26 protein-coding genes are annotated in these 23,689 nt (G+C 60.8%); 9 read left to right on the top strand and 17 right to left on the bottom strand.

The window, feature by feature from the left end; all coding sequences use genetic code 11:
- Positions 1-50: 50 nt before the first annotated feature.
- From FJD34_RS16255 to FJD34_RS16220, 8 genes are all read right to left on the bottom strand, one after another.
- Positions 51-1,037, bottom strand: coding sequence for a hypothetical protein (locus FJD34_RS16255; RefSeq protein WP_090292528.1), 987 nt, complete (start codon positions 1,035-1,037; stop codon positions 51-53).
- A gap of 514 nt (positions 1,038-1,551) precedes the next feature.
- Entirely contained in the window at positions 1,552-2,520 is a 969-nt protein-coding gene (locus tag FJD34_RS16250) for a bifunctional GNAT family N-acetyltransferase/nucleoside diphosphate kinase regulator (RefSeq protein ID WP_174553296.1), read from the bottom strand.
- Between the two features lie 154 nt (positions 2,521-2,674).
- On the bottom strand, positions 2,675-3,607 hold the full coding sequence (locus tag FJD34_RS16245) for a phosphatidate cytidylyltransferase (RefSeq protein ID WP_032856645.1): 933 nt from the start codon (positions 3,605-3,607) through the stop codon (positions 2,675-2,677).
- Between the two features lies 1 nt (position 3,608).
- Positions 3,609-4,229 carry a lysophospholipid acyltransferase family protein gene (locus FJD34_RS16240; RefSeq protein ID WP_032856646.1) on the bottom strand — a complete coding sequence of 207 codons (621 nt, stop codon included), beginning with the start codon at positions 4,227-4,229 and terminating at the stop codon, positions 3,609-3,611.
- A 9-nt stretch (positions 4,230-4,238) separates the two neighbouring features.
- On the bottom strand, positions 4,239-4,682 hold the full coding sequence (locus FJD34_RS16235) for a hypothetical protein (protein ID WP_090292526.1): 444 nt from the start codon (positions 4,680-4,682) through the stop codon (positions 4,239-4,241).
- The gene (locus FJD34_RS16230; RefSeq protein WP_090292524.1) at positions 4,672-5,970 is read right to left on the bottom strand and encodes a phosphatase PAP2/dual specificity phosphatase family protein; all 1,299 of its coding nucleotides are present in this window, start codon (positions 5,968-5,970) and stop codon (positions 4,672-4,674) included. Before FJD34_RS16230 ends, FJD34_RS16235 begins: the two co-directional genes overlap by 11 nt.
- 2 nt (positions 5,971-5,972) lie before the next feature.
- Positions 5,973-7,727 (bottom strand): bifunctional alpha/beta hydrolase/class I SAM-dependent methyltransferase, encoded by a 1,755-nt coding sequence (locus FJD34_RS16225; RefSeq protein WP_032856649.1) that lies wholly within the window; start codon positions 7,725-7,727, stop codon positions 5,973-5,975.
- A gap of 10 nt (positions 7,728-7,737) precedes the next feature.
- Entirely contained in the window at positions 7,738-8,361 is a 624-nt protein-coding gene (locus FJD34_RS16220; protein ID WP_032856650.1) for a CDP-alcohol phosphatidyltransferase family protein, read from the bottom strand.
- Positions 8,362-8,577: 216 nt separating this feature from the next.
- Here FJD34_RS16220 and bufA2 point away from each other — a divergent pair, with 216 nt between their 5' ends.
- The 4 genes from bufA2 to cfaB all read left to right on the top strand — a co-directional run bounded on the left by bufA2 (position 8,578) and on the right by cfaB (position 11,784).
- Positions 8,578-8,832 (top strand): BufA2 family periplasmic bufferin-type metallophore, encoded by a 255-nt coding sequence (gene bufA2 / locus FJD34_RS16215; protein WP_032856651.1) that lies wholly within the window; start codon positions 8,578-8,580, stop codon positions 8,830-8,832.
- 62 nt (positions 8,833-8,894) lie between these two features.
- Complete coding sequence (bufB, locus tag FJD34_RS16210) at positions 8,895-9,740, top strand: MNIO family bufferin maturase (protein WP_032856652.1); 846 nt, start codon at positions 8,895-8,897, stop codon at positions 9,738-9,740.
- Positions 9,731-10,513: an HvfC/BufC N-terminal domain-containing protein gene (locus tag FJD34_RS16205; protein ID WP_090292522.1), complete on the top strand. Its 783-nt coding sequence runs from the start codon at positions 9,731-9,733 to the stop codon at positions 10,511-10,513. Before bufB ends, FJD34_RS16205 begins: the two co-directional genes overlap by 10 nt.
- 86 nt (positions 10,514-10,599) lie before the next feature.
- The gene (gene cfaB, locus FJD34_RS16200) at positions 10,600-11,784 is read left to right on the top strand and encodes a C17 cyclopropane fatty acid synthase CfaB (RefSeq protein WP_032856654.1); all 1,185 of its coding nucleotides are present in this window, start codon (positions 10,600-10,602) and stop codon (positions 11,782-11,784) included.
- A gap of 71 nt (positions 11,785-11,855) precedes the next feature.
- On the opposite strand, the gene cls is transcribed toward cfaB, so the two are convergent.
- Complete coding sequence (cls, locus tag FJD34_RS16195; protein WP_090292520.1) at positions 11,856-13,295, bottom strand: cardiolipin synthase; 1,440 nt, start codon at positions 13,293-13,295, stop codon at positions 11,856-11,858.
- A gap of 130 nt (positions 13,296-13,425) precedes the next feature.
- On the opposite strand from cls, the gene FJD34_RS16190 reads away from it, so the two are divergent.
- Positions 13,426-13,947 (top strand): DUF3617 domain-containing protein, encoded by a 522-nt coding sequence (locus FJD34_RS16190; protein WP_090292518.1) that lies wholly within the window; start codon positions 13,426-13,428, stop codon positions 13,945-13,947.
- 46 nt (positions 13,948-13,993) lie between these two features.
- On the opposite strand, the gene FJD34_RS16185 is transcribed toward FJD34_RS16190, so the two are convergent.
- The 7 genes from FJD34_RS16185 to folE2 are packed head-to-tail and all read right to left on the bottom strand — an operon-like array spanning position 13,994 to position 19,630.
- Complete coding sequence (locus tag FJD34_RS16185) at positions 13,994-15,331, bottom strand: dihydroorotase (protein WP_090292516.1); 1,338 nt, start codon at positions 15,329-15,331, stop codon at positions 13,994-13,996.
- Between the two features lie 2 nt (positions 15,332-15,333).
- Positions 15,334-15,894, bottom strand: coding sequence for a gamma carbonic anhydrase family protein (locus FJD34_RS16180; protein ID WP_032856659.1), 561 nt, complete (start codon positions 15,892-15,894; stop codon positions 15,334-15,336).
- On the bottom strand, positions 15,891-16,316 hold the full coding sequence (gene hisI / locus FJD34_RS16175) for a phosphoribosyl-AMP cyclohydrolase (protein WP_032856660.1): 426 nt from the start codon (positions 16,314-16,316) through the stop codon (positions 15,891-15,893). Before hisI ends, FJD34_RS16180 begins: the two co-directional genes overlap by 4 nt.
- Positions 16,313-17,191, bottom strand: coding sequence for a metal ABC transporter substrate-binding protein (locus FJD34_RS16170; RefSeq protein WP_090292514.1), 879 nt, complete (start codon positions 17,189-17,191; stop codon positions 16,313-16,315). The genes hisI and FJD34_RS16170 overlap by 4 nt, the downstream gene beginning before the upstream one ends.
- An 11-nt stretch (positions 17,192-17,202) precedes the next feature.
- Entirely contained in the window at positions 17,203-18,069 is an 867-nt protein-coding gene (locus tag FJD34_RS16165) for a metal ABC transporter permease (RefSeq protein WP_032856662.1), read from the bottom strand.
- Positions 18,069-18,737 (bottom strand): metal ABC transporter ATP-binding protein, encoded by a 669-nt coding sequence (locus tag FJD34_RS16160; RefSeq protein WP_090293232.1) that lies wholly within the window; start codon positions 18,735-18,737, stop codon positions 18,069-18,071. Before FJD34_RS16160 ends, FJD34_RS16165 begins: the two co-directional genes overlap by 1 nt.
- Positions 18,734-19,630, bottom strand: a complete 897-nt coding sequence (folE2, locus tag FJD34_RS16155; protein WP_090292512.1) for a GTP cyclohydrolase FolE2 — start codon at positions 19,628-19,630, stop codon at positions 18,734-18,736. The genes FJD34_RS16160 and folE2 overlap by 4 nt, the downstream gene beginning before the upstream one ends.
- 81 nt (positions 19,631-19,711) lie before the next feature.
- Between folE2 and FJD34_RS16150 the strand changes: the two genes are divergently transcribed.
- The gene (locus FJD34_RS16150) at positions 19,712-20,887 is read left to right on the top strand and encodes an N-acetylmuramoyl-L-alanine amidase (RefSeq protein ID WP_090292510.1); all 1,176 of its coding nucleotides are present in this window, start codon (positions 19,712-19,714) and stop codon (positions 20,885-20,887) included.
- On the opposite strand, the gene FJD34_RS16145 is transcribed toward FJD34_RS16150, so the two are convergent.
- Positions 20,884-21,252, bottom strand: a complete 369-nt coding sequence (locus FJD34_RS16145; RefSeq protein ID WP_090292507.1) for a glutamine synthetase — start codon at positions 21,250-21,252, stop codon at positions 20,884-20,886. The two genes, FJD34_RS16150 and FJD34_RS16145, sit on opposite strands and share 4 nt — an antisense overlap.
- 126 nt (positions 21,253-21,378) lie before the next feature.
- On the opposite strand from FJD34_RS16145, the gene dksA reads away from it, so the two are divergent.
- Genes dksA through FJD34_RS16130 form a run of 3 tightly spaced genes read left to right on the top strand, consistent with a single transcriptional unit; the run spans position 21,379 to position 23,662 of the window.
- On the top strand, positions 21,379-21,783 hold the full coding sequence (gene dksA, locus FJD34_RS16140) for an RNA polymerase-binding protein DksA (protein ID WP_032856668.1): 405 nt from the start codon (positions 21,379-21,381) through the stop codon (positions 21,781-21,783).
- Between the two features lie 26 nt (positions 21,784-21,809).
- Positions 21,810-23,018, top strand: a complete 1,209-nt coding sequence (zigA, locus tag FJD34_RS16135; RefSeq protein WP_032856669.1) for a zinc metallochaperone GTPase ZigA — start codon at positions 21,810-21,812, stop codon at positions 23,016-23,018.
- A complete protein-coding gene (locus FJD34_RS16130) occupies positions 23,018-23,662 on the top strand; it encodes a DUF1826 domain-containing protein (RefSeq protein WP_029290068.1) in 645 nt (214 codons plus the stop codon). Before zigA ends, FJD34_RS16130 begins: the two co-directional genes overlap by 1 nt.
- Positions 23,663-23,689 lie beyond the last annotated feature (27 nt).

The following is a 23,689-nucleotide window of genomic DNA, read 5'->3' as shown; positions in this document are numbered from 1 at the left end:
CCAGTTTCGGACTCGATGAGGATGTTATCGCCAGCATAGGGTTGACCCGGTTACTGCTGAATACGTAATCCGGTTGCCTCGTGTTTGCGCTTCAAGGCTACATCAATATCCGCAATGAACCTCTCGGGCGTCATTGCTAGAGTTTCCCCTGTCAACCGGTGCACAGCGACTACAGTCTCCGCCCGAACGGCTTGATTGCTGGTGAGCTGAACTGTACGTACCAAATTGGATGGTTCGACAAAATCGCTCATCATTTTGGACAGAGCTGCGAGCTCTCGCTCCAGGCTCGTGATAGCGGCCACATTATTGAGAGTGGCCTCGGCATGATCGATTTCAGCGTTAGTAAGCTCATCATTGGCTGGGATGAGTTCGAGCTGTTTACGGTAATCCGATATCTGCCCGGCATACGTTTGATGGTCCCACTCAAGCCATGCTCCCAAACCGATTAGCTTGCCGTAGGAGCTCGGGTACCAACTTCTCTCGACAACCTTCTGCCCATTCTCGGTGCCTGTCTTGGTTATCTGATATTCCCAGACCACTTCCAGTCTATTCATCTTCCAGCGGTCGATTAATTTTTGCCAGATCTGTCGGGGAAATGCGTTGCTCAGTTCAGTGATTCGAGCTTGAAAATCCCTGTGCTGCATGTGAAGGGCTTTGCCCTGCTCTATGTAGGATTGCCTTTTCTTGAGTAGCGATTCCACCTTACGACGGCGAATTAATTGCCGCTGGTTGGCATCAAGTTGCTTGAAGCCTGCTTTGACCGATTCATCATCCAGACTGAGGTACTTGTAAGCGCAGCAATGGCCAATCAGAACCACGGAACCATCTGTACAGCTGACGACGTATCCTTTCTGGTGCTGCTGAGCACATCGCTTACCAAGCTTTTCATACTGGCAGCTTGCTTCAAGTTGGTAGAGTTTATAAGGCCACACCCCGTGGCTGAAATTCTCTTTGTTCAGCAGCAGATCTAGAGCGATGTCGAAGTGACCTTGGATGTCAGCGAGGGTCTTGAACTCCATGAACTCGGTTGATGGCATCAATTGCTCCAATCTGGTTAAAAACGGGAGAGGATGGGACGCGCAGGTGTATCTGTATGCATAAACAGTATAGGGTGCACAGGTCTTTGATGGAAGGCTTCGTGCCATCACTTACAGTGGCTAAGAGTCTTGGATGAGGCGGAGTCTGGTGAAACAGGAGGCCAGGAAGATTAGCCGACACCTTAGGTTAGCCTCTCCCTCGACGAATGCTCATGACCGGACGGAAGGCTGCGGCGTGTTTGGCTGCGACAGTTTTAATTCTCTAGAGCATGTGGTGCCAAGGACGATTTGGACGATTGCGACAGTTTTGCGTTTCCTTCGCCACTACATGGGGGCGCGTAAATTCGGGCATGTCAGCGACAGTTTTAATTCTCTAAATTCAGGGTGGTTTTAGAGAATTAAAACTGCCGCTGGTGTATTAAATCTGACGCAGGTAGCTGACCGTTCTGATCAGCGCCTGCTACAGACGCGCCACCGTCCTCAATGGCTGCACGAAGTAGCCTTGGCCAGATCCCTATAGGTGGAAGTCGCCCGCAGCTTCCGGTTGGTAAAGCACTTTCCTGATCTCAATCCGGCGGGTCCGATCAGAAATTCGCCAGTCGATGGCGTCCCCCTCCTGATAGCCCAGGATGGCGGCGCCGATGTCGGAATACACGGAATGCTTCCCTGCGTTGCTGTCCGCGTCTTCGGGGTAAACCAGGGCCACTTCGATCTCTTCGTCGTCCAGCTGCAGCAAGGCCCTGGAGTTCATCGTGACGACATTGCGCGCCACCTGCTGCGGCTTGACGACAATGGCTCGCTCAAGCTCGTGTTCGAGTTCAACAACGGCCGGGCCTTGTTCGAGCACGATTAGACTTTCGAGCCTGGCCTTGTCGATTTCAGTGATGTAGATCCTAGTGGAGTCGCCAACGCCACCTTCGCGCAAGGACTGGAGATAGCGGCCCACCGTCATGGAAAACGACTTCAATGTCGGTGTTTCGCTCTCAAGCACAAAGCCGCTGCGCAGAAAGGCTTTCAGCGAGCGCGCGTTGTCCGGGTGGATCTTGGCGATGAGCTTCTTGGCCCGCATGTCGAGGAAGGCCAGTTTCATGCCTTCGCGGATCGTACGGGCGCCAAGGTTCTTGCCCCATTTGTCGCTGTCTCCGATGACCAGGACGATCTCGCAATCTGAGCCGGTCTTGATGAGACGGACAAAGCCCACCGGCGCGTCATGCCGGTCATAGGCCATGAAGAATCGCCCGCCCCGGTTGAATAGATGGGTCAGGATCGGCAATTGAGTCCGATCGATGGCGTGCTCGATGGAGCGGGAGACATGACGCGAATCGCTCAGATAGCAGGTGACGCGCTCATCCTCCAACCAGTCCATCAGCGTCAGTGCATGCGCCCGAGTAATTTCGGGGCACAGCGAAATGAAAGGCTTGTTCATCTTCAGCACACTTATTTGTAGTCGAAAAGGGCGGAAGCCCTCCATGGTTATGGCCATGACGGTTCTTTCGGCAACCGGCTATGTTAAGACATAACGCGAGTAATGCCGAATAGCCTGGAGACTCGGCCAAACAGGTGGCGCCTGACATCACGTTTTCGCGCGCAAGCCCGCTCTCACATTTGAGCGTCGCGAGCCTTCGGATAGGTGTGACTCAGGTCCACCAATACCGCACCAGATGAAAGAAAATCGGTGCCGCGAAACACACCGAATCCAGCCGATCGAGCATCCCGCCGTGCCCTTCGATCATATGCCCCCAGTCCTTCACGCCCCGATCGCGCTTGATCGCCGACATCACAATCCCGCCGGCAAAGCCCAGCAGGTTGATCAACAGTGCTATCAGGAAGGACTGCCAGGGGTTGAACGGTGTGATCCACCACAGCGCCGCGCCGATCAGGGATGACAGCAGGATCCCGCCGACAAAGCCTTCGACGGTTTTCGACGGTGACAGGTTGGGGGCGATCTTGCGTTTGCCGAACAGTTTGCCGCACACGTACTGCAACACGTCCGAGAGCTGCACCACGATCACCAGGTAGGCGATCAGCAAGAGGTTGCGGCCCTCGTAGCCGACGATGTCGAGGGTCAGCAGGGCGGGGACGAAGGATACGCAGAACACCGCGATCATCAGGCCCCACTGCACTTTCGACGCCCGCTCCAGGAAGTGCGTGCTGTCGCCGCCCAGCGAGGCCAGGATGGGCAGCAGCAGGAATACGTAGACCGGGATAAAGATCGAAAACAGGCCGTACCAGTCAAAGTAGATCAGCAGGTATTGCAGCGGCAGCGCCAGGTAGAACGCGGCGACCAGCGCCGGGTAGTCGCTGCGGCGGGTGGGGGTGAGGGTGAGGAATTCGCGCAGGGCGTAGAACGACACGGCGTAGAACAGCAGGATCACCGTGCCGGTGCCGAGCCAGAAGGCGATGCCGATCACCACCACCATCACCCACCAGGCGTTGATGCGGGCGTTGAGGTTGTCGATCACCGCGTTAGGCGTGCCACGGGTGCGTAGCTTGAGGATCAGGCCGATCAGCGAGGCGAGCACCAGGATCATGCCGATACCGCCGAACAACATCAGGGTTTGGCTATCCATGTCAGGAATGCTCCGGGGCTAGGGCGAGCAGGGCGTCGCGGCTGCGGGCGAGGAATAGGGCCTTGTCTTCACCGTCTGCCAATTGCAGGGGGGCGCCGAAGCTGGTGGTGCATAGCAATGGCAGTGGCAGCACGCGACCCTTGGGCATCACGCGGTTGAGGTTGGCGATCCACACCGGGATCAGTTGCGCCTGTGGATAACTCTTTGCCAGGTGATACAGGCCACTTTTGAACGGCAACAGGCCATCCTCCAGGTTACGCGTACCCTCGGGGAAGATGATCAGCGAGTCGCCCTGTTCCAGGGCTTCGAGCATTGGCTGCAAAGGGTTATCCACAGGGTCTTTGCGTTCGCGGTCGATCAGCACGCCGTTGAAGACGCGGTTGATGATGTAACGGCGCAGCGCGCTTTTGTTCCAGTAGTCCGTGCCGGCCACCGGGCGTGTGGCTTTGCGCAGGTTTGGCGGCAAGGATGCCCAGAGCAGCACAAAGTCGCCGTGGCTGCTGTGGTTGGCAAAATAGATGCGCTGCACCGGTTCTGGCGCACAACCCAGCCACAGGCTGCGAGCGCCGGTCACTGTGCGGGCCATGGAGGTAATCAGGGTCGCGACCACGGGTTCGAACATGAGGATTCCTTATCCGGAGAAGGGCAGCCACGGGCTGGCCAGGATGACGGCCAATGTCAGTACTACTTGCGCGCCCAGCAGGTAAGCCTGTTTGCGCAGCAATTTGAGGGCGCCGCGCTGGCGCTCGGCCCAGGGTCGGCTGGCGCGGTTGGCCGGTTGCAGGCCCAGGCTTTGCAGGCTCTGGTCCAGTTCGCCGGTGCGCTCTATGTCCTTGGCCAGCAGCGCAAACAGATCGGCATCGAACGCCACCCGCAGTGCCCAATACTTTTGCAGCAGCCCAAGGATAATCATCCACAGGCTGAGCAGCAGGCAGATCGGCGCGATACTGACCATCAACAGTTGCGCCAGGCCAAACAGCACCCCGAGCAAGGTCAGGCCTGTGGATAACTGATCCAGCGAGCGGCCACGGCGCAGCAGGCTGGCGACCACCTGGAGTTGCATATCAGCGGGCATGCGGCAGTTCTCCCAAGGCTTGACGGTGATTGGCATGCAGGACCACATCCGGTCGTGCTGTACGAATAATAGCCAGTGCCTCATCCACCGTGTTGGCACGCCCGCTGTGCAGCAGCCATGCAGCCACGGCGCTGGCACTGCGCGAATAACCGAGGGCGCAGCACACCAGCAACGGCCCGTGTTCGCGCAGGCGCTCAATGGCTTGGGCCGCTTCCAGGCACTGTGCAGGTGTAGGTACGGTCAGGTCGAGGACGGGCAGGGCATGGTAAGCGCGGCCTTGTGGATAAACCGGCAGTTCGGCACACAGGTCGACCACGGCATTGAATGAATTTAACTGTGCTGCTGTCGGAATCCGCCCCAGCCAGACGTTATCCACAACCTGGTCGGGCTGTGGATGTTTGCGCGTCCAGAGCCGTGAGTTGAGCCACGCCGCCGCGAGATAAGGCGCATACAGCCAGCGTGCTGCCGGGCTGAGGCGCCCATCCGCGCGTTTCTGAAAACCTGTGGCGCCCAGCAGCCAATAGTTGAGTGCCACCAATAACACCGCCACGGCCGGCCAGAGCAGCCACAACCCTGCGCCCCCCAACGTAAAGGCCGCTATCGCCAGCAACAGGGCGCCCACGGCGTAACGCAAGCCCAGGCGCCAGCGTTTCGGGTCCTGGGTCAGCCGTGCATGCAACAGCGGGCTTGGATGATCCACCGGCCATAGCCACACACACAGCCAGCCGGCCAGGGCGCCTGTGGGTAAGTCGATAAAGTGATGCTGGTAAGTGGTCAGCACCGAAATGCCGATCAGGGCGAACCAGCCATGCACCAGCCAGCGCCACAGGCCCTGGGTATGGCGCTGGTACATGACCCACAGGATTACCAGCAAGGCGATATGCAGCGAAGGCGCCTGGTTGAACGGTTTGTCGAACCCCGCCAGCACCGCGAACAGCCAACCGAACACGCCGTCCATTTCCGGTCGCTCGAAGGTGAAGCGCAACGGCCAGAGCAGGAAGCAGCTCACGGCAATCACCTGGGCACTGAGCAGGCGCAGGGCATGTTGCTTGAGTTCATGGCGGCTGTTGGGCAGCAATAGGGAGAAACCGTAGAGCAGGTCGATCGACCAGTAGGGCACGATGGTCCAGGCCCAGAACGGCATATGGGTTTCCCAGCCGAACACCAGGGTGCCGACGTCGCTGCGCTGGCTGGTGACCCAGGTGGCGAAGCCGTAGGTGCTGAAAAACAGCGGTGCCAACAGCAGCAGCCACAGCAACGCTGGTTTGAACAGTCCCGGTTCGCGCATGCTCAGATCTTCTGCGCCAGTGACACGCTGAAGATGCCCCACTCATCCACGCGCTGGGTGATCTTGCGAAAGCCCGCCGCCTCCACCAATTGATCCATTTCCGCCTGGCTGCGACGCCGCATCACCCAGGCCTGGCCCTGGCGATGGCTGGTGAGGGCGCGGGCGATCAGTTCCAGCTGCGGGTGCCATGGTTGGCCGGTGTACACTAGGTACCCGCCGGGCTCCACGGCTTCGGCCAGGCCGGCCAGGGAGCCGCCGACCATGGCGTTATCGGCAAACAGTTCATACAACCCGGACACCACGGCCAACGTTGGCTTGGGCGCCAGCGCTGCCAGGTCGGCCCGGTCAAACGCATCGCCTTTGACGAACTGCGCAATATCCCCCAGGCCTTTCTCACGGATCAGCGCGCCGCCGTCGCGTACGTTGATATCGCTGTAGTCGCGCAACAGGATCGATTCCGGCAGTGGAGAAACGCCCTGCAAGGCTTCCAGAATGTACCGACCATGCCCGGCGGCGATGTCGACGATACGCACTTCACGAGCGTCGTCCCGCAGTTTGGCCATGGCCAGGCGCAGCAACTCTTCGACATGCAGTTTGCGCTGGCGAATCCCACGCCAGCCGATGGAGTTCAGGTAGTTGGTATCGATCATCCGCCCCAGCGCACCTTTGCCGGTGGGCTTGTTGCGATAGACATAGTCCAGGGTGCTGCCGGAATCGAAACCGGTGTCAAAGCCCAGTTTCACGCCCTCGGACAACTGGCGACCCAGGCCCATGCTGGCGCGGGTCATGCGCCAGTACAGGTCACGCAGTGAGTTGCGTGGCAGCGGCGCGGCGAGGGATTCGGATTCGGCGCAGGTCGCGCCGATCTTGTCGGCATCCAGCAGGCTGGCGCGGTCCAGCGGGTGTGCGAAGTTTTGCAGGATAAAACGCCTGGCGCTGGCCAGTGCCACGGCGCGGTCACGTTCGCCGAGGGTGTCGTGGAAAAAGCCGGGGAGGATGTGCAGTTCTTTTTTCAGGCTGCCAAGGCGTTCGAAGAATTGCTGCTGGGGTTTGCGATGCACCACAAAGTCCGAGCCGGAGATCAGCAGTTGGGTCGGCACCTGGATGGCCTGGGCGTCGGCGACCACGCGGTCGGCCGCTTCGTACAGGCCCAGCAGCACGTTCACCGAGATCGCCTTGGTGATCAGCGGGTCGCTGTCATAGGACGCCACGCGTTCGGGGTCATGGCTAAGAAATTTGGCCTTGACGTAGCTGTTGACGAAAAAGTTGCCGCGAAAGCGCCGCATCAGCGCCAGGCCTGGCCGGGCGAAGGGCACGTAGAGCTTGACCTTGAACGCCGGGGAGGCAAGCACCAGGGCGCGGATGTTCGGCGCGTAGTCGTGGACCCAGGTGGCGGCGATCACCGCGCCGACGCTTTGGGCGATGACGGCGAGGTTGGCGGGCTCAATGCCATAGGTTGTGCCGATATGGTCGCAGAAGGTCTGCACGTCCCGCGCGCTGGTGGCAAAGCTTGGGCTATCGCCACGCTCGCCGGGGGATTGGCCGTGGCCGCGGGCGTCCCAGGCGAAGAAATCGAAGTGCGGCAGGTCCAGCTCATCCACTAGGTGCGCAATGCGCCCGGAATGCTCGTGGCCACGATGGAACAGCAGGATCGCCTGGCGCGGCTCGCTGCCTGCCTCTGTGGTCGCGGGCCAGTGCCGATAGAAAAGTTCTACGCCGTCATGGGTGCTGAAGGTGTGTTGCTGCTGTTCGCGCATCGCAAGATCCTTATGCCGTCGGGGAGATGTCTTGTGGTTCTTTGAGGCCCTGGCGCACACGGTTGACCAGGGTGTAGGCGAGCAACGCAGCCATCAGCCACATCACCCCGTCGACCCAGCCGGCGCCGAGCCAGCCCAAGGCCACGCCGGTGGCGAGTACGCCGAGGACAAACGCACGGTCACTCTTGCCCATGGGCCCGTCATAGCGCCGCGATGCGCCGACCATGGGCCCGAGCACGCCAGCGTATTCGCTGAACACCGCCAGCAGTGTCACCAGCAACACCGGTGCCAGGCTGACCCCGGGAATCAAGGCAAATGGCAGGATCAGCGCGCTGTCGGCGATCACGTCGCACAGTTCATTGAGGTAGGCGCCCAGGCGCGACTGCTGGCCGAACTCCCGGGCGAGCATGCCGTCGATGGCATTGAGGGCCATGCGCAGGATCATCCACAGCGGGATCAACGCGAACAGCCAGGTGTACTGGGCGAAACCGGCGATCAGCAGGCCCACCAGCAACGACACGATCCCGGCCAGCACCGTGATCTGGTTGGCGGTGGTGCCGTTGTCATACAGGCGCTGTACCAGAGGGCGCAGCAGGTTTTGAAAACGCGGTTTGAGCTGATAGATCGAAATCATGAGAGTGACGCTTCCTTGTCCGTGATCCCGCGAAAAAGCTGCTGCGAGTGTGACGACAAATCGCGGCGGGCACTAGTGATGGCTCCTACAAGGATTCAGGAAACCACGAAAATTTTCACAGCGTTGTAACGTCCATCCGGCACCTCACTCTAGTGCTGTGTCGGGACGGAACAAACCGTTCAGCCGACCCCCTACAGACCCATGAGGAATACAACAATGAACTTCAAGAATGCCGTTTCCGGTGCTGCCCTGGCCATTGCTGCCGCCACAATGTTTGCCGGTGTCGCGACCCAGGTCCAGGCCGCCGATGAAGCGAATGTGCATTGCTACGGCGTGACCTCCTGCAAAGGCATGAACGATTGCAAGACCGCTGAGAACGCCTGCAAGGGCCAGGCTGTCTGCAAGGGCCATGGTTTCAAGTCTATGACCAAGGCAGCCTGCGATGCGGCTGGTGGCAAAGTCGGCGAATAACCGCGAATACGTGATCCCGCAGCGGTGTGCACGCCGCTGTGGACACTTTCCAGGAGTTCGTCATGTCGGTATCGGTTCCTTGCCTGGGCTACGGCCTGGGTTTACGCAGCGCTTACTATCAGGAGATTATCGAGCAGTCGCCCGATGTGGACTGGTTTGAAATCGTCTCCGAGAATTATCTGGTCCAGGGCGGTAAAGCCCTGTACTACCTGGACGCCATCGCCGAGCGCTATCCGCTGGTGATGCATGGCGTGTCCCTGTCCATCGGCGGGCCCCATGCCCTCGATATGGACTACCTCAAGCAACTCAAGCAATTGGCTGACCGGGTCAAGCCGGCCTGGGTGTCCGATCACCTGTGCTGGAGCCGTGGCAACGCCCATCAACTGCATGATTTGCTGCCACTGCCCTACACTGGGGAAAGCCTGCGCCACGTCGCCGACCGTGTACGGCAGGTACAAGACGTGTTGCAGCGGCCATTGGTGCTGGAAAATGTCTCCAGCTATGTGCGATCCAAGGACGATGAATTCACCGAGTGGGAATTCCTCAGCGCCTTGACCCACCTCAGCGGTTGCGAGCTGCTGTTGGACGTCAACAACGTATATGTCAGCTCGCGCAATCACGGTTTCGACGCCTGGACCTTTATCCGTAACCTGCCGCCGCAGCGCATCCGCCAACTGCACCTGGCCGGGCATATGGATTACGGTGACTACGTGGTCGATACCCATGACCATCCCGTGTGTGACCCGGTGTGGCAGCTGTATCAACAGACCCTGGAACACCTGGGGCCGGTGGCGACATTGCTGGAGCGCGATGACCATTTCCCGCCGTTCGCCGAGCTGCTCGACGAACTGGGCAAGGCCCGTGAGTTGGGGGCTGGCGCCTTGGCCAGGAGGTCGTTATGCGCCTGATCGAGTGGCAACTGGCGTTCGAACGACATCTCTTGGCAGACAGTGACAACAGTGGCTTTGGCAGCACGTTGATCGGTGGCCCGACCCTGGATGTCGACACTGGGCTGGCGATCTACCACAATGCCTACCGGGCTCGCCTGCTGGAAGTGATGCAAGGGGATTTTCCAGGGCTGTGGCATTGGCTGGGGGATGACGAGTTTGCTGGGCTGGTGGCGGCCTATGTGCATCGTTACCCCTCGACGCACTTCAGCTTGCGCTGGTTGGGGCAGCGGTTTGAAGGCTTTATTGGCGAGCATCTGGTCGCCGAACAAAGCGCCCCCCTGGCAGAACTGGCCCGCCTGGAATGGGCCTTTACCCTGGCGTTTGATGCGCCAGCGGGCCAACCCCTGACCCTGCAGGATATGGCGCAACTGGCCCCCGAGGCCTGGCCGTTGCTGCAGGTCGAGTGGGCCCCAGCAGTGCAGCAGGTGGTGTGCCACTTCAACAGCCTGCAGATCTGGCGCGCGGTCAAGGCGCAGGCTGAGTTTCCCGGTAGCCAGCCATTGCCGCTGGCCGAGGTGTGCCTGATCTGGCGTGACCAACAGGTGTGCCGCTACCGCAGCCTGGAGCCCGCCGAGGCGTACGCCCTGGCCGGGATGGCCGAGCGGGGTTGGACGTTTTCAGAACTGTGCGCCGAATTGGCAGTCACTTATCAAGAGGGCGCGCCGCTGCAAGCTGTCACGTGGTTGAAACAGTGGGTTCAGGACGGTTTGCTGCAACGTCGGGCCCCATAGAATGGGGCTATTGAATCGATAGCCTGCTACTTTTTTATGGATGGTCTACCCTCATTTCAGACGTCTGAAACAAGGGGGGACTACTCATGCTCGCGCAACTTCCACCGGCCTTACAGAATCTTCAGCTACCGCTGCGTCTGCGACTCTGGGATGGCCATGAATTCAACCTGGGCCCGGAGCCCAGCGTCACGATTGTGGTCAAGGACCCGGTGATGGTGACGCAACTGAGCCATCCCACGCTCGATTCCCTGGGCGCTGCCTTCGTTGAGGGCAAACTGGAGCTGGAAGGCTCCATCAGCGATGTGATCCGGGTGTGTGACGAATTGAGCCACGCGCTGGTCGAGGAAGATGAGCACGCCGGACCGGTGCGTTCGATCCACGACAAGGCTACGGACGCCGCCGCGATTTCCTACCATTACGACCTGTCGAACGAGTTCTACCAGCTCTGGCTGGACCGCGACATGGCCTATTCCTGCGGTTACTTCGAGACCGGCAGCGAATCCCTGGACCAGGCCCAGCAAGACAAATTCCGCCACCTGTGCCGCAAGTTGCGTCTGCAGCCTGGGGAATATCTGCTGGATGTCGGTTGCGGCTGGGGCGGGCTGGCGCGTTATGCGGCGCGGGAGTTTGGGGTCAAGGTGTTCGGCATCACCCTGAGCAAGGAACAACTGGCACTGGCCAGGGAGCGGGTGCTCGCCGAGGGTCTGGAAGACCAGGTGGAGTTGGCGTTGCTCGACTATCGCGACCTGCCCCAGGACGGGCGGTTCGACAAAGTGGTCAGCGTCGGCATGTTTGAACATGTTGGGCACGCGAACCTGGCGCAGTACTGCCAGACCCTGTTCGGCGCCGTGCGCGAAGGTGGCCTGGTGCTCAACCATGGCATCACTGCCAAACATACCGACGGCCGCCCGGTGGGGCGTGGCGCCGGCGAGTTTATCGAGCGCTACGTGTTCCCCAATGGCGAGTTGCCGCACCTGGTGATGATCAGCGCCCAAATCAGTGAAGTGGGTCTGGAAGTGGTCGACGTGGAAAGCCTGCGCCTGCATTACGCACGCACCCTGGACCACTGGAGCGAGCGCCTGGAAGACAACTTGGAAGCCGCTGCGAAGATGGTGCCGGAGCAGGCACTGCGCATCTGGCGCTTGTATCTGGCGGGTTGCGCCTATGCGTTTGCCAGGGGCTGGATCAACCTGCACCAGATCCTGGCAGTCAAACCCCATGCCGATGGCAGCCATGAGTTGCCGTGGACGCGGGAAGACCTTTACCGCTGAGATCTTTGACCGCACTGAAAGACCCAATGTGGGAGCGAGCAAGCCCGCTCCCACATTGGTTGCGCGTCGGTTTACAGGATCGGGGAAATCAGCCGCGCCACCCGCATGCCCAATTGTTGCAGGCGGCGGGTCTGCAGGCTTTCTTCCTGGCTGATTTCATGGGCCTGGGCAAAGTCGTCCAGCAGCATGTGTTCCACTTCGCTGGCGAAGGCTTTGTCGACCGTCAGCAACATCACTTCGAAATTGAGGCGGAATGAACGGTTGTCCAGATTCGCACTGCCGATAGCGCTGATTTCGCGGTCTACCAGCACCACTTTCTGATGCAAGAAACCGGGTTTGTAGCGGAATACCCGGACCCCGGCGCGTACTGCTTCAATCGCGTACAGGCTGGACGCCGCATAGACAATCCGATGGTCGGGGCGTGATGGCAACAGCAAGCGCACATCCACACCACGCAATACCGCCAGGCGCAGTGCGGCGAATACCGCTTCATCGGGGATGAAATACGGGCTGGTGAGCCACACCCGCTCGGTGGCCGCGTGAATGGCTTCGACGAAAAACAGCGAGCAGGTTTCATACGGGTCCGCCGGGCCGCTTGCCAGCAGTTGGCAGAGCACGCCGTCATCGGCATAGGTGTCGGGCAGGATCAGTGGCGGCAGTTCGCGTGCAGCCCAGAACCAGTCTTCGGCAAACGACTCCTGCAGGCACGCCACCACCGGGCCGCTGACTTGCACGTGGGTGTCGCGCCAGGGCGCGAGCGGCGGTTTTTTACCCATGTATTCGTCGCCGACGTTATGCCCGCCGACAAATCCGCTAAGACCATCCACCACGACAATCTTGCGGTGGTTGCGGAAATTCACCTGAAAACGATTGAACCAGCCGCTGCGGGTGGCAAACGCCTTGATCTGTACCCCGGCGTCGCGCAGCGATTGCACATAGCGGTGGGGCAGGGAGTGGCTGCCGATGCGGTCATACAGCACGTAGATGGCCACGCCCTCGGCGGCCTTGGCCTTGAGCAGGGCGTGCAGTTGGCGCCCGAGTTCATCGTCATGAATGATGAAGAACTGTACCAGCACAGCCGTCCTGGCCGCGCGGATGGCCTCGAAGATGGCGCTGAAGGTCGCGTCGCCATTGACCAGCAAACGCACCTGATTATTGGCCAGGCACGGCATGCGTCCCAGCTTGGGCATGGCGCGCAGGGAGGCGTAGGCGTGGGAGTTGCGCGCGGCCAGGGCCTCTTCGACCCAGGGGCGCCAGTTCAGTTCGGTGATTGCCTTGTGCATCTCCTGGTTGGCCTGGCGCCGGGCCTGGATATAGGCATCGAAGCTACTGCGGCCAAAGATCAGGTAGGGAATCAGTGTCAGGTAAGGCATGAACATCAGCGACAGCGCCCAGGCGATCGAGCCTTGGGCGGTGCGTACGGTCAGCACCGCGTGCAGGGCGGCGAGGGAGCCGAGAAAATGCAGGGTGGCGATGAAGTAGCCAAGCAGGTGCGGGCCGAAGAAATCCATGGACAACATTACTCCTGACAATCCAATGCGTAACAGACCATGTTCGGCGGCGATTGTCGCTATTTTATTGAGCATGCAACGCCGACCACTTTACGACGTCTAACACCGACAATTACCCAGGAGTTACCCGATGAATGCTCGTCTGCTTGGTTTGGCCATGGTTGTTGGTTTGACGCTGCCGGTGGCAGCGCAGGCGCAGATGTTGGCGCCGGGCTTGTGGGAATTGACCACCAGCAATATGAAGGTCGATAACCAGAACCTGCCTGACTTGTCGTTGATCCTCGGTCAACTGAAGCAACAGATGACCCCGGAACAGCGCGCCATGCTGGAAAAACAAGGCATTACCATGGCCGGCAAGGGCGTGCAGGTGTGCCTGACCCCCGCGCAAGTAGCCTCCGATTCGATCCCGCTGACCGACCCGCAATCGGGTTGCAAGCAAGAGGTGACAGACAAGACCGGCAACCAGTGGAAGTTCCGCTTCAGTTGCCCGAAAGCCCAGGGCAGTGGCGTGGCGACGTTCCAGAGCCAGAAGGCGTTCACCACCTCGGTCAACGGCACTTTCAACGCCACCGGTATCCAGCAGAACGGCAGCCTCGACACTCAAGCCCAGTGGTTGGGCAGCGACTGCGGTACGGTAAAACCTCGCGGCTGAAGCATCCCCCTGTAGGCGCCGGCAAACCGTCTCCTACACATTTGGGTCAGCGTAAAAAGTGCAGGGGCAGCCCCTGGCAACTGTCGATCACCTGACCGTCATGCCAGGCCAGGTGCCCCGATACCAACGTGGTGCTGACACTGTGGCGAAAGCTACGCTCGGCAAACGGCGTCCACCCACAACGCGCCAGGATCGGCTGGCTGCTTACCGGTTTGCCGTGGGGCTCGGGCTTGATCAGTACCAGATCGGCCCAATAGCCTTCACGCAGGTAACCCCGGTCGGGTATGGCGAAGAGGTCGGCGACGCGATGGCTGGTCTTGGCCACCAACGTGGTCAGCGGCAGCAGGCCGTCAGCCACCAACTCCAATAATGCCGGCAGTGCATGTTGCACCAGGGGCAACCCCGCGGGTGCCTCGCGGTACGGCCGCTGTTTTTGCTCCCAGGTGTGAGGCGCATGGTCGGTGCCGATCACATCCAACCGGTTGCTGAGCAAGGCCAGGCGCAGGGCATTGCGGTCGGCACGGGTCTTGATCGCCGGGTTGCATTTGATCTGATGGCCCAGGCGCGCGTAGTCACGATCATCGAACAGCAAGTGATGCACACAGACTTCAGCGGTGATGAGTTTTTCTGCCAGCGGCTTGTCTTCGAACAGTGCCAGTTCCCGGGCGCTGGTCAGGTGCAGCACATGCAAACGCGTACCGTGGCGACGGGCCAGGTCCACCGCCAGGGACGAGGATTGGTAGCAGGCTTCGGCATCACGGATCAGCGGGTGCGCGACGGCAGGAATGGCTTCGCCGAAGCGGTTGCGCAAACGTTGCTCGTTGGCCTGGATGCTCGGCGTATGTTCGCAGTGCGCGAGCAAAATCGTCGGCACCTCGGAAAATAGCCGCTCCAGAATCTGCGGATCATCCACCAGCATATTGCCGGTGGAGGCCCCCATAAACACTTTGACTCCGGCAACCTTGCGCGGATCAAGGGCGGCCACGGTATCGAGGTTGTCGTTGCTGACCCCAAAGTGAAAGCCATAGTTGGCCACCGAGTGCAGGGCGGCGCGGCGTTTTTTGTCGGCCAGTGCTTCGAGGGTCAAGGTCGCCGGCTGGGTGTTGGGCATGTCCATGAAACTGGTGATCCCGCCGGCGACAGCTGCACGGGACTCGCTGTAGATACTGCCTTTGTCCGGCGCGCCAGGCTCACGAAAATGCACCTGGTCGTCAATCATGCCTGGCAGCAACCACTGACCCTGGGCGTCGATCTCGACAGCGGCGTTTTGCCCTTCGATGCTGCTGGCGATTTTTTTGATACGACCGTTGGTGACCAGCACGTCGGCGTCCAATTCCTGGCCTTCATTCACCAGGCGGGCGTTGCGGATCAGCAGGCTGCTCATAGTCAGAACTCGTTTTGCAGGGCTTTGTAGCCGCGTACCAGATCAACGTTTGTACGGGCCACGTCTTCGGAAAACTCCGAGGCACTGACACTCACTGGCGGGAACTGCGACAGGTCGGTGTTGGGCCCGATACGGGTGGTGGAGGGCACATAGAACGCGGCGGGCAAGTCGCGACCATCGACCACCGAGTTGTGCCGCACCACACAGCCATCACCGACCACACAGTTGAACAGCACGCTGTTGAAACCGATAAACACCCGATCGCCGACGATACAGGGGCCGTGGACAATCGAGCGGTGAGCAATGGAGGTGAATTCGCCGATGGTTACCGCCGCGCCGGATTTGGAGTGGATCACCACGCCGTCCTGGATATTGGAGTTGGCGCCGATAGTGATCGGATCCATGGCGCCGTCGGCGTTGACTTCGTCGGCGCGAATCACCGCATAGGGGCCGACAAATACATTTTCGCCGATGACCACTTTGCCGCAGATGATCGCGGTTTTATCGACGTAGGCTGACTCGGCAATGACCGGCAGATCGCCGGAGGGGTTCTTGCGGATCATGCAGCAGGTTCCTTGAGGGGCGCGGTGAGGATGTGTACCTGGTGGTCTTCAATGGCGTTGTAAAAGCAGGTCGGGCGCCCGGTGTGGCACGCCGGGCCTTGTTGGTCGACGATCAGCAGGACGGCATCGCCGTCGCAGTCCAGGCGTGCTTCGATCAACTGTTGCCTGTGGCCTGAGCTTTCACCCTTGCGCCACAAGCGCTGACGCGAGCGTGACCAGTAGCAGACCTGGCCGCTGGCGAGGGTTTCGTCGAGGGCCTGGCGGTTCATCCAGGCCAGCATCAATACCTCGCCGCTGCGGTGTTGCTGGGCGATGGCGGCAATCAGGCCGTCGCTGTTCCACGGCAAGGCATCCAGTACCTGGGCCAGGGGAAAGCGGCTGCCCACGGCGGCGGCTTCCAGTTCAAGCATCGACAGTGTCATGGCGTGCCCAAGGCGTCGGACAAGGTGTTGAGGTTGTATTCAAACAGGCCGATAAAGGTACTGGCCGGGCCTTTGGCAGCCAGGGCATCGGAGTACAACGTGCCGCCGATATGCGCGCCGCTTTCCTCGGCAATCTGCTTGAGCAGGCGTGCGTCCTTGATGTTCTCGATGAAGACCGCCTTGACGTGGGCCTGGCGGATCTGGGTGATCAGCGCGGCGACTTCGGCGGCCGATGGCTCGCGCTCGGTGGACAAACCTTGGGGCGCCATGAAGTCGATACCGTAGGCCTGGCCCAGGTAGCCGAAGGCGTCATGGGAAGTGACGATGCGTCGATTGCCCGCAGGCAGCGCGGCAAAATTGGCCTTGGCTTCGGCCAGCAGGCGGTAGATCTTTTGCAGGTACGCCTGGCTGTTGCGTTGGTAGTCGGCCTTGTTGGCCGGGTCGGCAGTGATCAATGCCTGGGTGATATTGCTGATGTAGATTTCGGCGTTGGCCAGGTTATGCCAAGCGTGGGGGTCGGGGATCTTTTCACCGTCTTCGTCCAGCGTTCGCGCGATCACGCCTTTGCTGGCGGTGACCACCGTGGCCGGGGTCTCGGTGCTGGCAACCAGGCGATCGAGCCACGGCTCGAAACCCAGGCCATTTTTGATGATGACGCGGGCCTTGAGCAGCGCCTTGGCATCGTCGGGTGATGGCTCATAGGTGTGTGCATCGGCATCGGGGCCGACCATGTTGCTGAGCTGGATATGTTCGCCGCCGACCTGCTGGGTCATGTCGGCGAGAATGCTGAAGCTGGTGACCACCTGGAGCTTATCTTGGGCGGTCGCGAACGACAGCGGTAGCAGGACGCTGAACAGTACGAGTAGAGCGCGCATCGGAAAACACCTCATTGGGATGTAAGCAAGGGCGGGCGGCGCAGCAAGCCATGTACCGGCCCGAACACCACGGACAGCAGGTACAAGCCGCCAGCCACCAGCACAATCGCCGGGCCGCTGGGCAGCGAGTAATAGAACGACAGCAACAAGCCAAGCCACACCGACACGCATCCGAGCAGCGCCGATATCGCGATCAATACCGGCAGCCGCCGGCTCCAGAAGCGTGACGCCGCGGCGGGCAACATCATCAGGCCGACCACCATCAAGGCGCCGATGGCCTGGAAACCGATCACCAGGTTCAACACCACCAGGGTCAGGAACACACCATGGGCCAACGGCCCGAGGCGACTGACGGTTTGCAGGAACAGGGGGTCGAGGGTGTCCAGCACCAGCAGTTTGTAGATCAGTGCCATGGCGATCAGGCTGAAGCCGGACACCCACAGCATGCCGGTCAAGGTCGGGCCGTCTACCGCCAGCGCCGAGCCGAACAGCAGGTGCAGCAGGTCCAGGCGCTTGCCGGCGAGACCAAGGATCAGCACGCCGGCGGCCAGGGAAATCGGGTAGATCGCAGCCAGGCTGGCATCTTCGCGCAGGCCGGTGCGGCGGGTGATCCACGCGGCGAGGCCGGCCATGCCCAAGCCGGCGCCGAGGCCGCCGAGGGTCAGGGCCGGCAGGCTCAGGCCGGCAAACCAGAAGCCCAGTGCGGCGCCGGGCAGGATGCCGTGGGCCACCGCATCGCCGATCAGGCTCATGCGCCGCAGGATCAGGAACACCCCCAGCGGCGCGGTGCTACAGGCCAGCAGCAGGCCGCCGAGCAGGGCGCGGCGCATGAACACGAAGTCGCTGAAGGGCATCCACAGTTGGGCGGTGAGGTGCATCAGGCGACCTGCATCTGCGGTTGTTGCAGGATCAGTGCGGTGCTCGGCGCGAGCACGCAACCGCTGCTTTTGATCTGCAACGCCTGTGGCAGATGTTGGCGGACAGCGGCCAGGTCATGGCAGACCACCAGCAAGGTGCGTCCTTCGGCATGCCAGGCGTGGATATGTTTCCACAGCAGCGCCTGGCCTTGTTCATCCAGTGCGGCATGGGGCTCATCCAGCAACAACACCGGCGCTTCGGCCAGGCTGAGGCGGGCGAGTAGGGCGCGTTGCAGTTCGCCTCCGGACAGGGCCATCAAGGGGCGCTGTTCCAGGCCGCTGAGGCACCAGTCCTCCAGCACGGCTTGCAGACGTTGGCTGCGTTGTTGCGGGGAGTGTTTTTTCGCCCAGAAACCGGCAATCACCAGTTCTTGAAGGCTGATAGGAAACTGCCGGTCCAGATATTGTTGCTGTGGCAGGAAAGACAGCCCGCCGCGTCGTGGAACATCCAGCGTGACATTGCCCGCCAGGGGCTTCTGCAGGCCGGCGATGACTTTCAACAAACTGCTTTTACCCGACCCGTTTGCGCCGATCACCCCGGTCAGGCTGCCTTTGTCCAGTTCGATATCAATGGCCGGTGTCAGCGGTTGGCCCGGAGCGCCCCAGCGCAAGGCATTGCAACGGATCACGCGCGAGCCCTCGTCCAACGGCTTTCGGCCACGGCGTCGTGGGCGTGCAAGCTTTCGGCGTGGATGACTTTGAGGTGAAAGGCTTGCACGGCGTCCGAGCGTTGCAGCGCCAGGTTCAGGCGGCGGGCGGCGTCTTCACAGAACATCAGGTTCTGCCCGTTGGCCAAGGCGAAGGCTTGTTCATCGGCCCGCTTGACCGCGGTTTGTACGGCAGTGCCAAGGGCGGCTTCGGCCTGGTCGATCAACTCAGTCAGTGGCAGCGAGGGTTGCCCAGGTTGCAGATCAACCCGCAAGTGCGCAGTGCTGCGCTGGCTGTGCGGTGTGGCGATGATCCCTTTGGCGCTGCCAAGCCAGGCCAGCACGTCTTCGTGTTGCAACGACGTGTTAGCGAAGTCATCGATAAATTGCTGCTGAATCAACTGCCTGGCGAGGGCAGCCGAGCACGGGCAGGTTGAGGAATAACTAACGTCAATTTTTAGTTCCACGTGGAACATCTGCTTTTCCAGGCGTGCTTCGATGCTCACCGGATAGCTCTTCCAACCGGCTAATGGGCTGACCAGCGCAGGACGTTTAAGCAACAAGTCGGTATGAACCCGCAGGTACGCACTGTTCGACAAGCCTTCATGGCTATCGAGAAAACGCTGTAGCACCTGACGCAGCAGCGCCGGTTGCAGGTCTTGTGACTCAAGCATTTCCAGCGCCAGGTATAAGCGCGACATATGAATGCCGCGCGCCTCGCCATCGTCCAGGCTTACTCCTGCATCGGCCTTGGCGCTCAAACGTTGGCCGTCGATCAGGATGGGCAGGGCAATGCCACACATGCCCACCCAGTCGAGTGGCAAGGCTTGGCGAGAAGCCTGCGCGGCGATATCCGGCAGAGTCAGCGCATTCATAAGCAGGTCCATCGTTGGATATAAATTGACATGTTATAGTATAACAATTCAGTCGACGATTATTTTTCTGCGGTGAATGTCATGCACAGACGTCAACTCCTTAGCCTGCTGCTGGCCAGCTCCGTGTTTACTTTGCCTTTTGCGCTGCATGCGACGCAGATCCGCAATGCGCGCCTGTGGCGTTCCAATGACAAGCTGCGGTTGGTGTTCGATCTCAGCGGCCCGGTGAGCTACAAGACCTTTTCCCTGAGCGCGCCCGAGCGGCTGATCATCGACTTGAGCGGCGCGGGCCTGAGCGGTGATTTCAGCCAATTGGCACTGGCCAACAGTGGCATTACCGCGATTCGCTCCGGGCGCCAGGGTACGGGCGACACCCGAATCGTCCTCGACCTGGCCCAACCGATGCAGCTCAACAGCTTTGTCCTGCCGCCGCAGGATGGGCAGGGGCATCGCCTGGTGCTGGACCTGAGCAGCAGCGCCCGCCAAGCACCGGTGGAGAAAGCGCATCCCAAGCGCGACATTATCGTCGTGGTCGACCCTGGCCACGGTGGCAAGGACCCCGGCGCTGTTGGCGCCAAAGGTGAGCGGGAAAAGGATGTGGTCCTGGCCATCTCCCAGTTGCTGGCCAAGCGGCTCAAGCGCGAGAAGGGCTTTACCGTAAAGCTGGTACGCAACGATGATTTCTTCGTACCGCTGCGCAAACGGGTGGAGATCGCCCGGCGCTACAAGGCCGATATGTTTATCTCGGTCCACGCAGATGCGGCGCCACGGCTGACGGCGTCGGGGGCTTCGGTGTATGCCTTGTCCGAAGGCGGTGCCACTTCGGCAACGGCGCGCTTCATGGCGCAGCGGGAAAACGGCGCCGACCTGTTGGGCGCCACCAGCCTGCTCAACCTCAAGGACAAGGACCCGATGCTCGCCGGGGTCATCCTCGATATGTCGATGAGTGCCACCCTGGCCGCCAGCCTGCAACTGGGCAATACCGTACTGGGCAGCCTGGCGGGCATCACCACGTTGCATCAAAAGCGTGTGGAGCAGGCGGGGTTCGCGGTTCTCAAGTCGCCGGACGTGCCGTCGATCCTGGTGGAAACCGGCTTTATCTCCAATGTCCGTGACAGCCAGCGGCTGGTCACTGCGCGTCATCAACAGGCAATCGCGGATGGCCTGTTTGAAGGGTTGCAGCGCTACTTCCAGAAAAACCCACCGATCAACAGCTACATGGCCTGGGCCCAGCAGCAGAAGAACGGCCAGGCCTAGCAGCCGGTGATGCGGCTACACGTGAACTTGGCGCTGGCGCCGCCGGAGCTGGAAAACCGGTTGATCGTGGTCCAGCCCACGCGCCGCGTGTAGCCAACCCATGCCTCACCATCGGAGGCCAGCCCGGTAAAAAACGTCAACTGGCCATAACGGCTGTTGGTCTGGGCCCAGTAGCGCTTGCCGATCACCTCGAACCCGCGCAAATAGGTGGTGCTGCCCACGGTGGCGACGCTGTACGCGTTGCCCTGGGCATCGACGCAGGCCAACAGGGTGGCGCTGCGAGTGCAGGTGGCCAATTGGCTCGGCACTTGCGCGCTGGCCTGGTTCGCGACCAGCAGCAACATGCCGCACAACAGGTATTTCATAAGGCTTCTCGGGGCATGGACGGGCTCAAGGATTGCGCCCTTCGTCGCGTCAGGCAAGCGGGGATTAGCTTATTTGCATTGTTATACTATAACATTAAAGCGAAGCCTGACCCGTGAACCGACCTGATGACTGAACAAGACCTGCTTGCCCAATCGCCCGCCGATTACATGAGCGAGCCCCAGCAAACCTTTTTCCGCCAGTTACTGCTGGCCCAGCGCGCTGACTTGCAAGCGCGCATCGACGCCGAGTTCATGGTGCTGCGCGAGCAGGAACCCAACAGCGACCCCGCCGATGTCGGCAGCGCCGAAGAACAGCGCCAATGGCAACTGCGCCTGCTGGAGCGAGAAAAGAAGCTGTTGGACAAGATCGACGAAGCCCTGGAGCTCCTGGCCCGCGGTGAATACGGCTGGTGCCGCGAAACGGGCGAGCCGATTGGCCTCAAGCGCCTGTTGCTGCGGCCTACAGCGACCCTGTGTATCGAAGCCAAAGAACGTGAAGAGCTGCGCGAACGCCATCAACGGGCGATTTGACCGGCCACCCTGATGAGGAACACCTGATGACCGACCGTCTACCCGTTACCGTGCTGTCCGGATTTCTCGGCGCCGGCAAAAGCACCCTGCTCAATTACGTCCTGCGCAACCGCGAGAACCTGCGGGTGGCGGTGATCGTCAACGACATGAGCGAGATCAACATTGATGGCGGCGAGGTCCAGCGCGACGTCAGCCTCAACCGCTCGGAAGAAAAACTGGTCGAGATGAGCAACGGCTGCATCTGCTGCACCTTGCGTGAAGACTTACTGATTGAGGTCACAAAGCTCGCCAGGGATGGCCGGTTCGATTACTTGTTGATTGAGTCCACCGGCATTTCCGAGCCGCTGCCAGTGGCCGAAACCTTCACCTTTCGCGATGAAAACGGCCAGAGCCTGGCGGATATTGCGCGCCTGGACACCATGGTTACGGTGGTCGACGGCATGAACTTCCTGCTCGATTACCAGGCGGCCGAAAGCCTGGCGTCCCGTGGCGAAACCCTGGGTGAGGAGGACGAGCGTTCTATCACTGACTTGCTGATCGAACAGATCGAGTTTGCCGACGTCATCCTGATCAGCAAGATCGACCTGATCAGCAGCCATGAACGTGAAGAACTGGTGGCCATCCTTGAGCGCCTGAATGCCCAGGCGCGCATCATTCCCATGGTCATGGGCGAAGTGCCGTTGGCCGAGATCCTCAACACCGGGCGTTTCGACTTCGAGCGCGCGGCCCAGGCGCCGGGCTGGTTGCAAGAGTTGCGCGGTGAACATGTGCCGGAGACCGAGGAATATGGCATTGCCTCCACGGCCTATCGGGCGCGTCGGCCATTCCACCCGCAACGTTTTTTCGACTTTATCGACCGCCCGTGGACCAACGGCAAACTGCTGCGCTCCAAGGGGTTTTTCTGGCTGGCCAGCAAGCACCGCGACGCCGGCAGTTGGTCCCAGGCCGGCGGCTTGATGCGCCATGGTTTTGCCGGTCGCTGGTGGCGCTTCGTGCCCAAGAGCCAATGGCCTGAGGACCAGGAAAGCGTTGCGGCGATCATGGGCAACTGGCAGTTGAGTACTGGCGATTGCCGCCAGGAACTGGTGTTTATCGGGCAGAACATCGATTTTGCGCAACTGCGTGTTGAGCTGGACGCGTGCCTGCTGACCGATGAAGAAATGGCCCTGGGCGTCGAAGGTTGGCGCCATATGGTCGACCCTTTTGGCCCTTGGTACGAGGAGGCAGCCGCCTGATGCTGGCACCTGTGATTCAACTGCGCCCGGTGATTCGCCAGACCCGTGGGGAAACCCCGCTGGCCCTCGCCGACATCCTGGACAACGGTGTGAACCTGGCGCTGTGGCAGCGCCAGTTGCCGCTGCATATTGCCGAGTTTGGCGCCTTGCTGGTCTCGCTGAACGAGCCGCTTGCCGAGTCGCTGGTGGTGGAGTTGGACAGCGAAGAGGCTGAGCCCAACTTGTTGGGCCTGGCCGCAGGCTGTCGTGATCTGGAAGGCTACGACGGGTTTATCGCCGATGTGGCGTGGCTGGTCAGCGCCTTTGCCTGCCTGTTGGGGGCCAAGCGCATCGGCGTGCGGCTGAGGCTGCTGGATAAGGCCATGTGCCCGCGTTTTCATGTCGATCATGTGCCGGTGCGCTTGATCACCACCTACGCCGGCATCGGCAGTCAGTGGCTGCGCGAAGGGGTGATGGACCGCCGCCAGTTGAGCCAGGCAGACGCGGAACCCAGCGAGCGCATCGAGCAGATCCACTGTGGTGAGGTTGCCCTGCTCAAAGGCGAAAAGTGGCGCGGCAATGAAGGCTACGGCTTGATTCATCGCTCGCCGGCGCTGGCCGCCAACGAGCGACGGCTGATTCTGACGCTGGATTGGTTGGCATAACCGGGTAGGATCAAGCCTCTCTACACG

The sequence above is a fragment of the Pseudomonas brenneri genome, from assembly GCF_007858285.1.
GTDB lineage: Bacteria > Pseudomonadota > Gammaproteobacteria > Pseudomonadales > Pseudomonadaceae > Aquipseudomonas > Aquipseudomonas brenneri.
The sequence above is the reverse complement of the archived record's forward strand: the minus strand, read 5'-3'. Positions and strand labels throughout refer to the sequence as shown.